Genomic DNA, 12,229 nt, shown 5'->3' on the forward strand with positions numbered 1-12,229 from the left:
CAGTTCACTGGCAAAGTCCTATGAACTACCAATAGAAGACCAAAACCAACCGACAGCAGTCATTACAGACAGTTGTAACAGACCCCTATTACAGATATCTGTTACAGATACCTGCCTGTATTGTCTGACACAGATTTATGTCACAGCGTTCTATACTACCTGCATATGATAACAGCGGTCGTCTACTCAGAATCGGGCGGGACGTACAAAACGACAACCACAGCAAATCTCGCAGTGAGCCTCCAGCGGATGGGACTCGAGACCTGTGTGATCGACCTCGACCCACAAGAGGGAAACCTCACAAGCCTATTCGACGTAGGCGAATATCGAAGTGACCCAGACGCCGATAATCTCGTGAAGCACATCCTCGAGATGCCCGATGGGGATTTTCACGACCTAATTGAAACCTCAAGTGAAGGCGTCGACGTCGTTCCAAGTCACGATATGCTGGGGGATTTCACCTCGAATCTCGAGCAAAAGATTTCATATGAGTCGGGGATGCGAAACATCTCGAGAGACGATTACCCCCGGTATGAGCTACTCTATAACCTCCTTTGGCAGACAGCAGAGCTACAAGCGGAGTATGATGCGGTCTTAATCGACCCGAACGCTCGAGCAGAGGACTTGCTATACAACGCTATCTACGCGATGCGAACACTCGTCGCACCAGTCAAGCCCGCTGGAAAAGGGAATCTCAGTCTAGACGGGCTCGAGGAGATGGTCGAAAACATGGAGGAACAACTCGCGATCCAGGTCGGGCTCTCGTGTGTTGTCCCATCGGGGATCGGCCAGACGAACGCTCACAATCATTACGCACAGCAGTTCAGAGAGAACGAAATGTACCCCACGCCCGTTTTCATTCCCGACAGAGAGAGTATGATGGACGATATGTGGGAAGCGCGTGGATCGGCCTACAAAGTTGTCGAAGAGCGTTGGAAAACCCACCAGGCTGACGGCGAAATGGTGAGTGAGCCGGGGAAACGGGGTATTCGTGATCGTGAACTCGAAACGCTTCGCGATATCTATCAGCTCGCGGCGTTTGTCGCAACAGAGACCTTCGAAATGGACATCGAGCCAGTACTCGAGTTAGATATCGATGGGCACGGAACCGAGACGTTTGAAATCGATATTGAGCCACAGAGGGCAGCGCCATGAGCCCGATGAAATCAGGGTCCGGAGATTTGGACTTTGGGCAACCCGACAGCGAAAACGAGAGCGAAAGCGACAGTGAGAGTGAGAGCGAGACAACACCAGATGCAACTGAAGAGGCCGATTCCGCGACAGATTTTCCTCCCGATTCGACGACGGACGGCTCGAGTCCTGGGATAGAAAATCCAGATGACGACACAGTGTCGGAACCTGAACCCGAACAGGCTACAGCCGACGCTACCGACGACGTGGATGATGCGCAGTACCCCTATTTTGTCCGTCGACGGAATGTAATGGATGAACGCGACCAGCGAATTGAGTTGCATCTTCGAGAGTCGGTTGCAAACAAGGAGGTGGCGTTTCGAAATGCGCTTGCAAGCGAGCTCGGCGGGAACGAAGTGTCGAAAACCGATGCACGCGAGTTCGCACTCAAGCTGGCATTCCAGAATCCCGAGGGCGTTGCGAAGTTGATGAAAGAAGAAGGGTATCGAGCGGGCGATTAGAGCTCAGGTTACGACTCAGTAATGTATTTTACAATAGTAATTATTAAGTGGTGAGCGATTGTAGTTGTTATTAGCGTCGGGGAAACCCGGCCACGGTGACCACGACAATGGACAAACGTAATCGAAACAGTGGGCGTGCTATAGCGCCCGTTATCGGTGTTGCACTGTTAGTTGGACTCGCTGTACTGTTGAGCGCTACAATCGGTGTGTTTGCCATCGAGATGGCCCAAAGCGACCCGGATACGGACTTCCTCGAGACAGAGCAGATGGGTGATGAAACCGAACCCCAAACCCCAGATATCGACTGGGAAATCGAGCGTAGCGGGTCGTTCGTGACTGTAACTCACGCAGGCGGCGAGGCCGCCGACGCCTCGAGCGTCTCTGTACGCATTGATGGCGAGGAAATCGACGGCTTCGAGGGCACGATTGAAGCGGGCGATTCGACGATGGAATATGCTGTGGGCGAGTCAACTGTCAAAGTGATATGGGTCGATGGCGAGGGCGATGGCCTAGTGCTCGAGCACGCGACGGTTTAATTCCAATCCCCATTTTCGGTGAGTAGACGAACACGGAACGGCCAACAAGTTCACAACCCACGACTCGAGAGTGTAAATCACACGAGGGCGGCCATTCATTCTGTCGTTGCCGACAGTCCAACGTCTGGCCGGTCAGCTTCACCAACCACTACGATCACCCTCGTGTATTCTCATACCCTCGAGCCACGGCATTACACAGAGTGCGTACTCGAAATGGTCACCAAACGTAATACACTATATTACAATAGTAATTTATTTAGTACTCGAGCATAGAGTATGGGTATGAACCGGGAAACCGGTCACGGTGACCACGACGATCAGTGTACAGACAGTAAAACACAGCACTTCGATATCGAGGTGTACCAGTTGCTTCGCGGTGATCGACGCGAGAACGACCGGGCTGCTCGAGCAGACGATATTCGCTTTGAAATTCGCCATCGAGATCGGACCTGCATCGACACAGCCGACTTCGAGGCGTTGTACGAGTGTGTCGGCACAGAGACGGTGACACTCGAGGGCGACAACGACCGAACGGAAGACGATATTATCGCACGCGTGTTGAGCCGTGTCTGGCATGGCTGGAACGCCGGCAGTGGTCGTGAGTCACGGGCGTTCTATGCGGCTGAGACGCGAAGTCTCGAGGTGGCCGACGTCGTTTCCGTCGATAGTGAGCACTACCTCGTATTGCCCATTGGCTGGGAAGCCTTCGAACTCGAGGTGAACACGGATGCGTAACTCGAGTACCCCGAACGGGCGGTTCGTTGCCCTCGAGTCGGTCGATCGGTACGCTCGAGTGCGTGTTGAGGCGCTTGCCCTGGAGGTGACGGTCGTCGATACCGTTGGGTCGTACTTCGATACGCCAGGCGTCGGCATCGTTGGCGTTGACTCGAGGGACCGGCGGTATCTGTTCGCGAGCGACGACCGAAGCGGTGGCATCCGCGTGTCCGAATGGACCGGGATTACCTACCGTGAAATCCTTCGAGGTGACGGCCTCGAGCGCGTTGGTGAGACGTTGGTAATCAAAGACGGGGCAAGCGAGAGCGTGCAGCGAGAACAGCGGGTAGCCCTCAGTGGACGAACGCCAACGAAAGCTCGAGGTGAGCCGTAAGATGGACCGACCGAAGGTCTGTGCGGTTGTCTCGTGTGGGGCGACCAAACGCGACCTCGAGCCCGGCGAGGCTATCGAAGCCCGCCTACTGTACGACTCGAGCGTCCACACCTGTAAGGACCGCTACGGGCGTCACTCCGATGGCTACTACATCATGAGCGCCGAGTTCGGTCTGGTTCATCACGCCACCGAAATTTCGACCTACGATAAGACGCTCGAGAACATGACCGACTGTGAGCGTAAGGCGTGGGCCTCGAAAGTCACTCGAGCGCTGCAAGACGTTCTCAGTGACGGCGATTTCGACGCCGTTGTGTTCATCGGCGGTAAGACGTACGTCGGTGCGCTTGAGCCCCATTTCGATAGGCTGCCCGTGGCTGTGTTGACGCCGTGGCAGACCGACGACTGGGTGACCGGTGTCGGGCGAGGGATGGCCTGGTGTAACGACGAATCCCATTGGCCCGAACACATCGACACGCTCGAAGAGATCGGCGAAATCGTCTCACCGGCATTCGAGAGTGACGCTGGGTCCGAACAGGGTGTGTGATTGATGCCGAAACCCCGGCTTTCCGACAGTCTCGAGGTTCCACAGTCGATCAACGGCTGGCATTACGACAGTGAGGATACTTCGAACGGCCACGTCTGGCGCTCGAGCGAGCATGACTGTTCTGTCGGTGTGTTCGATCCGCTAACGGCAGTCTGTGTTCGCGTTCGCGACGACCGAGTGCGTGGCTTCGGCGGGCAGGTCGACCTCGAGCGGCTTGCGTACGACGATGAACACGACCGCGTGGACGCTCTCGAGAGCGGTTTTGACAGAGCCCGCGAGTGGATGGCCGACACCCCACCCGAAGCGTGGACACACCCCGAAGTCTGTGAGGCTGTGTTCGATTCACCGCAGGGGTACGAACTCGAGGCGTACTACCTCGGCGACCGCGAGAGCGAGGTGTACTACCGACGCCAGGACTTCGGTGAGGAAGTCCCACGGCGGGTTAAACTCGAGGGTCCAGAGTGTCTAACTGTCGAGAACGCACCCTACCTCTACCTGCATACGTGGAACGGCAGCGGAAACGCGACCGTCGCGCTTGCACCCTGGACGAACGCTCACGGCCCGAAATGTAAGCACCCGGAGGTTCGCGAAATTGTCGAAACGCCCGATGAGTGTGGACTCGAGGTGGCCGTGACAATTGCCCGCCAATGGGCTCGCGAGAATGGTTCGGGGACCGGTGAGGGTGTGGGTCAGCGTGATCTAACGCAGTATACGCCTCGAGCGGCGACCGATGGCGGTGATACAGTATGAGCAACGATCACGTACGGTCGGTTTTGGAGCCACTCGAGCGAATCGAACAGCGCGGGTTCACCCGATACGAGGTGTTTCGGGATTGGGTGCGATTAATGCTCGCAACACTCCAGCGAGACGATGGCCAATACCTCGAGGTACTCGATTCTTACAAGCGCGACGGGGGTGTCAACGGCAATTCTTGCAACGGCGGCGGTCACCGAGAACGCGGTGATCGGAACGCCGATCTGTTCGCGAAGGCCTTCGGCAAGCTGCAACAGGGAATGGGTGAGACTGGTCGGGATGTACTCGGTGAGACGTACGAGGCGTGGGGGATGCAATCCGATGCCTTCGGCCAGCACTTCACCCCGCATCCGGTGGCCCGGTCGATGGCTGCCATGCAGATGGGAGATTCTGGGGGCGTAGAACCGCCCGTGACGGTCTGTGATCCGGCCTGTGGAACCGGTCGGTTGCTCGTAATGGGTGCGCGGGAGTGTGAGCAAGCGACGTTCTGTTGGGGACAAGACAAAGACCTGTTGTGCGCTCAGATGACCGCGTTGAATTTCTGTTTCTTCAATCTCGAGGGCGTTGTCGTGTACGGCGATACGCTCACGCTCGAGCGCAAGCGGGCGTGGCGAACTCACCACAGTTCCGTAGGCGGTTCCGTCGTGGAACTCGAAGAGCCCGAGGCGGTGCCAGTTCCTCAGTTGCTGGAAGAGCGAGACAGCGCCGAGAGGTCGAAGACAGACGCAAATCGGCTAGCGGTCGTCGGTCAATCCGAACAGGTAGCACTCACGGAGTGGTCGGCGTGACGAACGATGATCAACTGATGCTCTCGAAATTCGGGGCTGGAGACACGTCCAACGTCGACCTATCGATAGACGACTCCCAAGGCTACGATCTCGAGGGGCGCGAACGCGTTCGAGAGTATGCTGAATCTGTCACGACCAGTGGGTGGGAACTCGCTCACGTCGGTGACGATAAAATCTGGTGGCAACACCCAGATCCGTCGCGTGCGAAGACCTACCGTATAGAGAAGAAATCCGCTGGCTGGCACGGCAAACGCGCCGGTCGCGATACTCGACCAGGATACACGGAGGACTTACAGGACGCGCTCGACGGGGTCGGTGAGTGGCTAGCTGACCACCCGCTCGAGAAGGGAGACTCAGGCGCAGAAGAGTAGTTACGACTCATCGAGATTTTGGTTGTCGCTTGCTTTGCGGTATGTCACCAATTGGGTTGGTGGTCCAAAGGTCGAATATAGTGCCTTCGTATGTACTAATTGGGCCGTTCACCTGCGGCCTGTGCAACGCCCCAAGCACTGTTGCAATCACGCCAGCATTCGATCATGGTTGGCGGGCCTGCACCTCCCGCCAGCGTAATCCGATCGAACGACACCAACCCCATCCTACCCTTTTCAACGTACTAATCGAGACAGAGAGACATTCGACCCTCGAGCGAGTAAGTTAGTTTGCAGTAGTAACTTTTATGCCACCCGTCCGTATAGTTGCACTCAGGTTGCGAAAGCAAACACCTGGTGACCACGACAATGAGTATTCAACTACCTATGGGGACGCGTATATCATACAGCACCAACTATCGAACGACGTTCTCGAAATCCGTCGTTCGCGAAACTGGACTGTTAGACAGACTCGAGGGCGATACGAGCGACCGAGTATACCTACAGATTCACGTCCGGTGTGGGTCAGCAGTCGGCGTTGAGACGCCCATTGCCCTCGAGATAGCCTTCGGGCCGGAGATCGATGGGGATGGAGCGAACGAGCGTCGACCGAACTTCACGGCGTCGACGGGACAGACTCAGATCAACTTCCCGAAATTCACGGGTGCTGCGTGGGGACTCGAGGACTGCACCGTCGAATGGGGTGACGCCGATATCGAAACGGAGGGTGAGACGACGACGGTCACCGCGCCGATCGACGGGTGGGAGAGTACGGTTCGAAAGCCGGGCGTGACCGACGTCGCCGCAGCTCGCTCGTATTCGTCGACGATCGTCCGGGCGGGTGACGAACGGGCCTACAACTATGCCATGTTGCCGATGGTCGCCATTGAGCGCCTCGGGGTCTCGCCGGGTGAGACAGCGTACGTGTCTCTCGAGTGTTTCTGTCTCGATGGCACGCCAGCATTCGCGCTCGAGCGCACGAGCGACGACGATGATCGACCGAACGTTCGGAAGATCACCTGGAGCGGCCCATCGAACAGCCAGCCTCGAATCGCGGTGGGCGGGTTGGTGACCGCACTGGGAGTCGCTGATGTAGTACTACATCTCGAGACCGGTGAGTCTGTCGGCCTGTCGTGGTTCGAACACGACGATGGGTTGGTCGGATTCGTGAAATCGGAGTGAAAAGAGTTTTGCGACGGGTTTCCGGTGTAGTACTACATTGGATTCGCGGCTAATCGACGGTTTCTTCATCCGCTTCACCGAGTCTCTCGACGATAGCGTGGGCTTTCGACGGGCCAATATCGTTGATTGCCTCGAGATCGTCGACGCTCGCATTTCGAAGCGACTCGAGTGACTCGTATTCTTCGGCTATTGCCCGGCTGGTTTCCGGGCCGATACCAGGTATCGGTTCGATGCTACTGCGAATTTTCGTCTTCGCTGGGTTGTCGATCACCTCGAGTCGCCGGACGAACTCTGCGTGGGTTAGCTCGCCTGTCGCGTAGGCCTCTTTGGCCGCCTCGAGTTCGCTCTGCTCGCTCGAGAGATACCGGTCATACGCTATCCACGCGAAAACAAGGGTGAGAAAAAGTAAGGTCAGCCAGTCCGGCGTCGAGGTTCCCGCTGCTGGAACGACGTCGATCATCGAGCGTTTCGAATCGTCGAGACGCCACCGAACACTTTCCACGTTTTCAGCAGGAGTGTAGCGTATTCGAGATCCGAGATCCGACCCTCTTTCCACTCGATAATGGCTTTGCTGTTGACGTGAGCCGTCGCGAGGATAGACCCCGATCGGTCGGTCACGCGAATACTGAATCGGTGTCGGATCAGTTCGGGAAACTCTCGAGCGATAATCCCCGCCGTTAGCAGAGAGACGGCCAGTGGGTCGTCATGGTCTGCAAGGGCCTGGATACGCAGTTGTGGGTCGCCACCCCGTTCGGTGAGGCCGTCGACGGGAACGTCGGCCATCCGAAGCCGTGTCTCGAGACGGGTGTACACGGCTGAATGCGCTGGATTGCCCGTATCGTCAGTCGAACTCACTGACCGTCACCTCCTGTAGTGTCGGCATCGGTATCGGTATCCAGCGCTGGCTGCTCGAGCAAGCCAGCCCCCAGTGCGTAGGCGGTGAACAGCGCTGCCGGAAGCCACGCAGTCGGCAGTGACAGAATAAGCCCAAACTCGAGGGACTGTCGAAGCGTCGGGATAGCCGGGTCGATAATCTCGATTGGTATGATACCGACGCTGAGGCCGATCACGACGACCACGTACGTGACGGCGAACGTGACGACTGTCGCCTGTACGCGCTGGTATCCAGTTGTGAGACGGCTGGTGAACGCGGTGACCGACTCGATTCGGGCAGGCAAGAATTCTCGAGCGTAGAATGGATACGCAATCGCGAATACGAGCGCCGGGAGTGGCGCTATCCCAGCGTAGATCATCGTCGAGCCCAGCAGCCAGATCACGTCGAAAGACTCCAGTATGGTAGTGCCGAAAACGAGTGTGAACGCCAAGCCTCCGGTGCCTACCAGCACGGCATAGATGAGGACGAAACGGATAGCGACCGGCTTCACGCCGTTCCAGGGAACCTCGAGTCGCGTTCGCAGCGTTTCAGTGACGCTCATCGGTCGACCCCCCGGTGTGTCGAGTGTTGTCTCGAGACAGGTTGCGGGCTTTCACCAGTCCATTCGCGGTCGCTCTCTGGGAGTGCGTCGGGGTTGCCGTGGTCGTCACACACGGCGAGTTGGTGCAGGCGACCGGTGTACTCGATTGCAGTATGGGTAGCTGGGTCGCCACACTGTTCGATATCTTCCGGTGAGTCACCATCCCAGATTTGGCAGATGTCGTTGACGAGGCCTGAGTGGACACCGACGAACTCCGGTTCCTGTTCGACCGGGGCTGTCCTGTTTTGAGGCTGTGCCATCACGCATCCACCTCCGAGAGATCGGCGTCGATATCCACTTCGCCGGGCTCGAGATACAGCGGATCATCAACGGATACCAGGACATCGGACTCGAGACGGTCGGCGGCCACGATCACGCCCGACCCTTCGACACCGCCGTCTGCGAGCGCAATGGCTAGATAGTCGGTCGCTTCGGATTCGGGGTTGGCGTCGGTGATCGTCTCTGCTTCGACCTCGGTGATCGTTCCCGTTCCAGTCCCAATTGGTAGCGCTAGCTCGAAGTTGCCGCCGTCGCGGGTGAAATCGAACGGCCCATCGAACGTATGGTTTGACCCATTCTCCGGGTCGACAATCACGAACGCGTTGACCATCGAAGGGTAGTGTTCGGTCATTAGGAACCACCTGCCTGTCGAAGCATCTCGAGATTCTTCGCGACGGCGTAGAACTGGCCCTCGAGGTACGTCTCGACACGTTCGGGGACATCCTCTCGTGGGACCGTCTCGATTGTGCCCTCGCGTTCTTTACGCTCGAGTTTCGACCGGTCGTACAGGATCGGATAGATCGTTCCATCCTCGTCGAAATCAGCGGCTTTGATGGCCGTTATGCCACGTCGAGCCACCCAGATAACGCCCTGCGTGTGCTCGAGTTTGAAGAACTCATCTACCCGGTCGATTCCATCACGCTCACTCATGCTGGAACCTCATTTGCGTCGATTTCAGCCTCGAGATTCTCGGATTCGAACCACTCTAGGAGGCTTTCGCGGTCGAGCAACGGGACCCACCGACACTGTACACACGCGAACGGTCGGTCGGCGAAGTCTCGAGGGTCGCCTTTCATCACGTTCTTGTGGCCGTCTCGAGGGCAAATCCACGCCCAGTAGAACATCTCTGGGTCGTGTTTCTCGGATTCTTCGAGGCCGTGGTCGGTCGTGAATTCCGTACAGTAGGCTTCGCTGTTCTCGATTCGCTCACGATTCTTTTCGGGATAGGTCTCGGTAAGCCAGTCCCACAGTTTGCCCGTGGTTCGATTTCCGACGCCCGAAACATGGTCGAACCGGTCATCGGCGAGGAACGTCTCGAGGACCGATTCTCGAGTCGGGTATTCTTCAACCAGTGCGTTTGCTGGGCGTTTCGCAACCCCAATCTCTTCGCTTAGCGTTGTGAGGAAGCCGGTATCGGAGTCAGTATGCTCACTCATCGTCGCCCCCCTGGTCGCCAGTCGCTGTTTCGACGAGATTCACGACACAGCCAGGCCCATCGGTGAACGCTTCCACGAGGTCCTGTTGAATCGCCTCGAGTTCGTTCTGGGTTTCGACGCCGACAGGGTGAATTGACTCGAGGCGGTTTTCGAGATTGATCAGGAAGCGATTGTAACTCGAGCGGTTCTCGACGATAGTTGCAATCCACTGTTTCCGGTCGTAGGCCTCCCAGTCGATGGCTTCGAACGCCGAATGATCGCGGTTTGCATCCACCCACTCGAATATCTCATCGACCGTCTTTGGCTCCTGAAATCCGATTACCTGAATCGGCTCGAAGCGACGGCGGGCGTAGATCGGCGTCTTGCCCTGGAGTTCCGGTTCCTCGAGTACTTCGGCGTCGTCGTATCGGCCCGCCCGAATAGACGTCGTATCGGCGTTGGTCGCCTGAAAGACGGTGACGGCTTCGTACGCGTCAGGTGCGGATTCGGGTTCGACTGCCACCGTTCCGAGTCGCTCTTGGGTGCTCATCGAACCACCTGCAAGAGGGACGGTCCTCGAGTGTCGGTTCGATAGTCGTCAGTCGTTGCTACAGGGTGCTTGGGGTGTTGTCGTTCGTTCATCGATCTCCGGCGGGTTTGACCGCCTTATCTCAATATTGACACCCTGTATAAAGGTCGTTCGGACCACCAAATTCTGTGATCCCCCACTCGAGTGGGTCAATTCAAATCTCAACTGTCGTCGTCGAACATATCAGCCTATCAGCGGAAATAGTGGTGTCAGACACTTATATACAAACGTAAACATCGGAAACAGCGGAAGCAAAGGTTAATATTGTTGGCTGAGACACACCCTTTCAATGTCGGATTTCAGTTTCCAACCTACAGGGGCAATCTTCAAAGAGCGTGAGGCGCTCCTCGAAGAGTGGACGCCCGGTGAATTGGTTGGCCGGGACGAGGAACTGAGTAAGTATCACGCAGCCCTCCAGCCGGTGATCGAAGGGGAAACACCTTCGAATATCTTCCTCTACGGGAAAAGTGGTGTCGGGAAGACTGCCGCAACTCGGTTTCTGTTACAACTCCTCAAGCGCGATGCAGACAAAGTAGACGATCTTGATTTGCACACAATCGAGATCAACTGTGACGGACTGAACTCGAGTTACCAGACCGCCGTGGCGTTAGTCAACGAACTTCGCGAGCCGACGAACCAGATATCGAATACCGGCTACCCACAGGCGTCAGTCTATGAGTTTCTCTTCGACGAACTGGATAAAGTCGGTGGCACCGTCCTGATCGTCCTCGACGAGGTTGACCATATCAAAGACGATAGTCTGCTGTACAAACTTCCACGGGCGCGTTCAAACGGAGATATATCTGAAACCCGACTCGGTGTCGTCGGCATTTCGAATGACCTGAACTTTCGGAATCAACTCAACTCGAAAGTTCGCTCGAGTCTCTGTGAGAAAGAGGTCTCGTTTAGCGCATACGATGCAAATGAGTTGTGTGAAGTCCTGCGCCAGCGCGAGACCGTAGCCTTCGAAGAAGGCGTCCTCGGTGACGGCGTTATCGAGATGTGTGCTGCATTCGGCGCGAAAGACTCCGGTGACGCTCGACAGGCTCTTGATCTGTTACTCGAGAGCGGCGACATTGCACGGGAGCGAAATGCCGATCAGGTCACCGAATCCCATGTTCGCGAAGCGAGAGAGCGATTGCAAACTGACCAGGTGGTTGAAGGAATTCGCAACTACTCGAGACACGGTCAACTCGTGTTGTGGGCGTTGACGTTGTTGGCAGAGCAGGGAGATACACCAGTCCGGACGCGGGATATTCGAGAGCCATACGAGATTTTGTGCGATCGTGAAGCGACTGACCCAGTATCAGACAGAGCTGTTCGTGAGTACTTGGCGGAGTTAGAGACCCTCGGGATTGTTTCTTCAACGCAGGTAAACCGTGGAAAGGGCGGTGGGAAGTACAAACAGCATGACCTGGATCAGACGGTTTCGAGTGTGAAAGCCGGGCTTTCGGAGTTATTGGGAACGACCCACTGACCCCACTACTTCCGCTGTTAGAGTGAATGGTTCATTAAGAGTGAGTACCAGTCACCCACCCCACTGCTTCCGCTGTTAGCGAAGATGGATCAAGAAGAGTTGTTGGGTAGTACCGACCCCACCAGTTCCGCTGTTAGCAGAGACTGTTCAATACGGGTGGGTCTGACGCACCCACCCCACTGCTTCCGCTGTTAGCGTCAGCAATTGTACAGCGGTTAAGGTCGGTTCCGCCTGTTACCTTTCTAGTTCTCTAGGATAGTCTTAAGTAGTATTCGTAATAACCATAACCGTAGGTCGTTCTTCACCCAACTCAAATCACCCCTTCCCATGGGGGTGATGCAG

At 56.5% G+C, this 12,229-nt stretch carries 19 protein-coding genes; 11 read left to right on the forward strand and 8 right to left on the reverse strand.

The features are described 5' to 3' along the window. The first annotated feature begins 165 nt into the window (after window positions 1–165). From NLK60_RS16835 to NLK60_RS16880, 10 genes are all read left to right on the forward strand, one after another. Window positions 166–1,155, forward strand: a complete 990-nt coding sequence (locus NLK60_RS16835) for a ParA family protein (RefSeq protein ID WP_254810652.1) — start codon at window positions 166–168, stop codon at window positions 1,153–1,155. 5 nt (window positions 1,156–1,160) lie between these two features. After that, window positions 1,161–1,652 carry a DUF7970 domain-containing protein gene (locus NLK60_RS16840; RefSeq protein ID WP_311136950.1) on the forward strand — a complete coding sequence of 164 codons (492 nt, stop codon included), beginning with the start codon at window positions 1,161–1,163 and terminating at the stop codon, window positions 1,650–1,652. Window positions 1,653–1,759: 107 nt separating this feature from the next. Beyond that, window positions 1,760–2,188 carry a type IV pilin domain-containing protein gene (locus tag NLK60_RS16845; protein WP_256530402.1) on the forward strand — a complete coding sequence of 143 codons (429 nt, stop codon included), beginning with the start codon at window positions 1,760–1,762 and terminating at the stop codon, window positions 2,186–2,188. A 282-nt stretch (window positions 2,189–2,470) separates the two neighbouring features. Further along, a complete protein-coding gene (locus tag NLK60_RS16850; protein WP_254810655.1) occupies window positions 2,471–2,923 on the forward strand; it encodes a hypothetical protein in 453 nt (150 codons plus the stop codon). Beyond that, the gene (locus NLK60_RS16855) at window positions 2,916–3,296 is read left to right on the forward strand and encodes a hypothetical protein (protein ID WP_254810656.1); all 381 of its coding nucleotides are present in this window, start codon (window positions 2,916–2,918) and stop codon (window positions 3,294–3,296) included. The genes NLK60_RS16850 and NLK60_RS16855 overlap by 8 nt, the downstream gene beginning before the upstream one ends. 1 nt (window position 3,297) lies before the next feature. After that, window positions 3,298–3,840 (forward strand): DUF6884 domain-containing protein, encoded by a 543-nt coding sequence (locus tag NLK60_RS16860; RefSeq protein ID WP_254810657.1) that lies wholly within the window; start codon window positions 3,298–3,300, stop codon window positions 3,838–3,840. 3 nt (window positions 3,841–3,843) lie between these two features. Then, window positions 3,844–4,590, forward strand: a complete 747-nt coding sequence (locus tag NLK60_RS16865; RefSeq protein WP_254810658.1) for a hypothetical protein — start codon at window positions 3,844–3,846, stop codon at window positions 4,588–4,590. Further along, window positions 4,587–5,381, forward strand: coding sequence for an N-6 DNA methylase (locus NLK60_RS16870; protein ID WP_254810659.1), 795 nt, complete (start codon window positions 4,587–4,589; stop codon window positions 5,379–5,381). Before NLK60_RS16865 ends, NLK60_RS16870 begins: the two co-directional genes overlap by 4 nt. After that, a complete protein-coding gene (locus tag NLK60_RS16875; protein ID WP_254810660.1) occupies window positions 5,378–5,752 on the forward strand; it encodes a hypothetical protein in 375 nt (124 codons plus the stop codon). Before NLK60_RS16870 ends, NLK60_RS16875 begins: the two co-directional genes overlap by 4 nt. 384 nt (window positions 5,753–6,136) lie before the next feature. Continuing rightward, complete coding sequence (locus NLK60_RS16880; protein ID WP_254810661.1) at window positions 6,137–6,931, forward strand: hypothetical protein; 795 nt, start codon at window positions 6,137–6,139, stop codon at window positions 6,929–6,931. 49 nt (window positions 6,932–6,980) lie between these two features. Here NLK60_RS16880 and NLK60_RS16885 read toward each other — a convergent pair whose 3' ends face one another. From NLK60_RS16885 to NLK60_RS16920, 8 genes are read right to left on the reverse strand one after another with little or no spacing between them, the layout of a single operon-like run. Then, on the reverse strand, window positions 6,981–7,391 hold the full coding sequence (locus NLK60_RS16885; protein ID WP_254810662.1) for a helix-hairpin-helix domain-containing protein: 411 nt from the start codon (window positions 7,389–7,391) through the stop codon (window positions 6,981–6,983). Beyond that, the gene (locus NLK60_RS16890) at window positions 7,388–7,786 is read right to left on the reverse strand and encodes a DUF8159 domain-containing protein (RefSeq protein ID WP_254810663.1); all 399 of its coding nucleotides are present in this window, start codon (window positions 7,784–7,786) and stop codon (window positions 7,388–7,390) included. The genes NLK60_RS16885 and NLK60_RS16890 overlap by 4 nt, the downstream gene beginning before the upstream one ends. Beyond that, window positions 7,783–8,367 (reverse strand): hypothetical protein, encoded by a 585-nt coding sequence (locus NLK60_RS16895; protein WP_254810664.1) that lies wholly within the window; start codon window positions 8,365–8,367, stop codon window positions 7,783–7,785. Before NLK60_RS16895 ends, NLK60_RS16890 begins: the two co-directional genes overlap by 4 nt. Beyond that, window positions 8,364–8,666, reverse strand: coding sequence for a hypothetical protein (locus NLK60_RS16900; RefSeq protein WP_254810665.1), 303 nt, complete (start codon window positions 8,664–8,666; stop codon window positions 8,364–8,366). Before NLK60_RS16900 ends, NLK60_RS16895 begins: the two co-directional genes overlap by 4 nt. Beyond that, the gene (locus NLK60_RS16905; RefSeq protein WP_254810666.1) at window positions 8,666–9,037 is read right to left on the reverse strand and encodes a hypothetical protein; all 372 of its coding nucleotides are present in this window, start codon (window positions 9,035–9,037) and stop codon (window positions 8,666–8,668) included. The genes NLK60_RS16900 and NLK60_RS16905 overlap by 1 nt, the downstream gene beginning before the upstream one ends. Continuing rightward, window positions 9,037–9,336 carry a hypothetical protein gene (locus NLK60_RS16910; RefSeq protein ID WP_254810667.1) on the reverse strand — a complete coding sequence of 100 codons (300 nt, stop codon included), beginning with the start codon at window positions 9,334–9,336 and terminating at the stop codon, window positions 9,037–9,039. Before NLK60_RS16910 ends, NLK60_RS16905 begins: the two co-directional genes overlap by 1 nt. Then, entirely contained in the window at window positions 9,333–9,842 is a 510-nt protein-coding gene (locus tag NLK60_RS16915) for a hypothetical protein (protein WP_254810668.1), read from the reverse strand. The genes NLK60_RS16910 and NLK60_RS16915 overlap by 4 nt, the downstream gene beginning before the upstream one ends. Next, entirely contained in the window at window positions 9,835–10,371 is a 537-nt protein-coding gene (locus tag NLK60_RS16920; RefSeq protein WP_254810669.1) for a hypothetical protein, read from the reverse strand. The genes NLK60_RS16915 and NLK60_RS16920 overlap by 8 nt, the downstream gene beginning before the upstream one ends. A 328-nt stretch (window positions 10,372–10,699) precedes the next feature. Here NLK60_RS16920 and NLK60_RS16925 point away from each other — a divergent pair, with 328 nt between their 5' ends. Then, window positions 10,700–11,887 carry an orc1/cdc6 family replication initiation protein gene (locus NLK60_RS16925; RefSeq protein ID WP_254810670.1) on the forward strand — a complete coding sequence of 396 codons (1,188 nt, stop codon included), beginning with the start codon at window positions 10,700–10,702 and terminating at the stop codon, window positions 11,885–11,887. The last annotated feature ends 342 nt before the right edge of the window (window positions 11,888–12,229 follow it).

Source organism: Natronosalvus amylolyticus, assembly GCF_024298845.1.
Classification (GTDB): domain Archaea; phylum Halobacteriota; class Halobacteria; order Halobacteriales; family Natrialbaceae; genus Natronosalvus; species Natronosalvus amylolyticus.

Excerpts from the sequence above, each read along its gene's own strand:
- NLK60_RS16835 (WP_254810652.1), top strand. The coding sequence starts at position 166 with ATGATAACAGCGGTCGTCTACTCAGAATCGGGCGGGACGTACAAAACG.
- NLK60_RS16840 (WP_311136950.1), top strand. The coding sequence starts at position 1,161 with ATGAAATCAGGGTCCGGAGATTTGGACTTTGGGCAACCCGACAGCGAA.
- NLK60_RS16845 (WP_256530402.1), top strand. The coding sequence starts at position 1,760 with ATGGACAAACGTAATCGAAACAGTGGGCGTGCTATAGCGCCCGTTATC.
- NLK60_RS16850 (WP_254810655.1), top strand. The coding sequence starts at position 2,471 with ATGAACCGGGAAACCGGTCACGGTGACCACGACGATCAGTGTACAGAC.
- NLK60_RS16855 (WP_254810656.1), top strand. The coding sequence starts at position 2,916 with ATGCGTAACTCGAGTACCCCGAACGGGCGGTTCGTTGCCCTCGAGTCG.
- NLK60_RS16860 (WP_254810657.1), top strand. The coding sequence starts at position 3,298 with ATGGACCGACCGAAGGTCTGTGCGGTTGTCTCGTGTGGGGCGACCAAA.
- NLK60_RS16865 (WP_254810658.1), top strand. The coding sequence starts at position 3,844 with ATGCCGAAACCCCGGCTTTCCGACAGTCTCGAGGTTCCACAGTCGATC.
- NLK60_RS16870 (WP_254810659.1), top strand. The coding sequence starts at position 4,587 with ATGAGCAACGATCACGTACGGTCGGTTTTGGAGCCACTCGAGCGAATC.
- NLK60_RS16880 (WP_254810661.1), top strand. The coding sequence starts at position 6,137 with ATGGGGACGCGTATATCATACAGCACCAACTATCGAACGACGTTCTCG.
- NLK60_RS16885 (WP_254810662.1), bottom strand. The coding sequence starts at position 7,391 with ATGATCGACGTCGTTCCAGCAGCGGGAACCTCGACGCCGGACTGGCTG.
- NLK60_RS16895 (WP_254810664.1), bottom strand. The coding sequence starts at position 8,367 with ATGAGCGTCACTGAAACGCTGCGAACGCGACTCGAGGTTCCCTGGAAC.
- NLK60_RS16900 (WP_254810665.1), bottom strand. The coding sequence starts at position 8,666 with ATGGCACAGCCTCAAAACAGGACAGCCCCGGTCGAACAGGAACCGGAG.
- NLK60_RS16905 (WP_254810666.1), bottom strand. The coding sequence starts at position 9,037 with ATGACCGAACACTACCCTTCGATGGTCAACGCGTTCGTGATTGTCGAC.
- NLK60_RS16910 (WP_254810667.1), bottom strand. The coding sequence starts at position 9,336 with ATGAGTGAGCGTGATGGAATCGACCGGGTAGATGAGTTCTTCAAACTC.
- NLK60_RS16915 (WP_254810668.1), bottom strand. The coding sequence starts at position 9,842 with ATGAGTGAGCATACTGACTCCGATACCGGCTTCCTCACAACGCTAAGC.
- NLK60_RS16920 (WP_254810669.1), bottom strand. The coding sequence starts at position 10,371 with ATGAGCACCCAAGAGCGACTCGGAACGGTGGCAGTCGAACCCGAATCC.
- NLK60_RS16925 (WP_254810670.1), top strand. The coding sequence starts at position 10,700 with ATGTCGGATTTCAGTTTCCAACCTACAGGGGCAATCTTCAAAGAGCGT.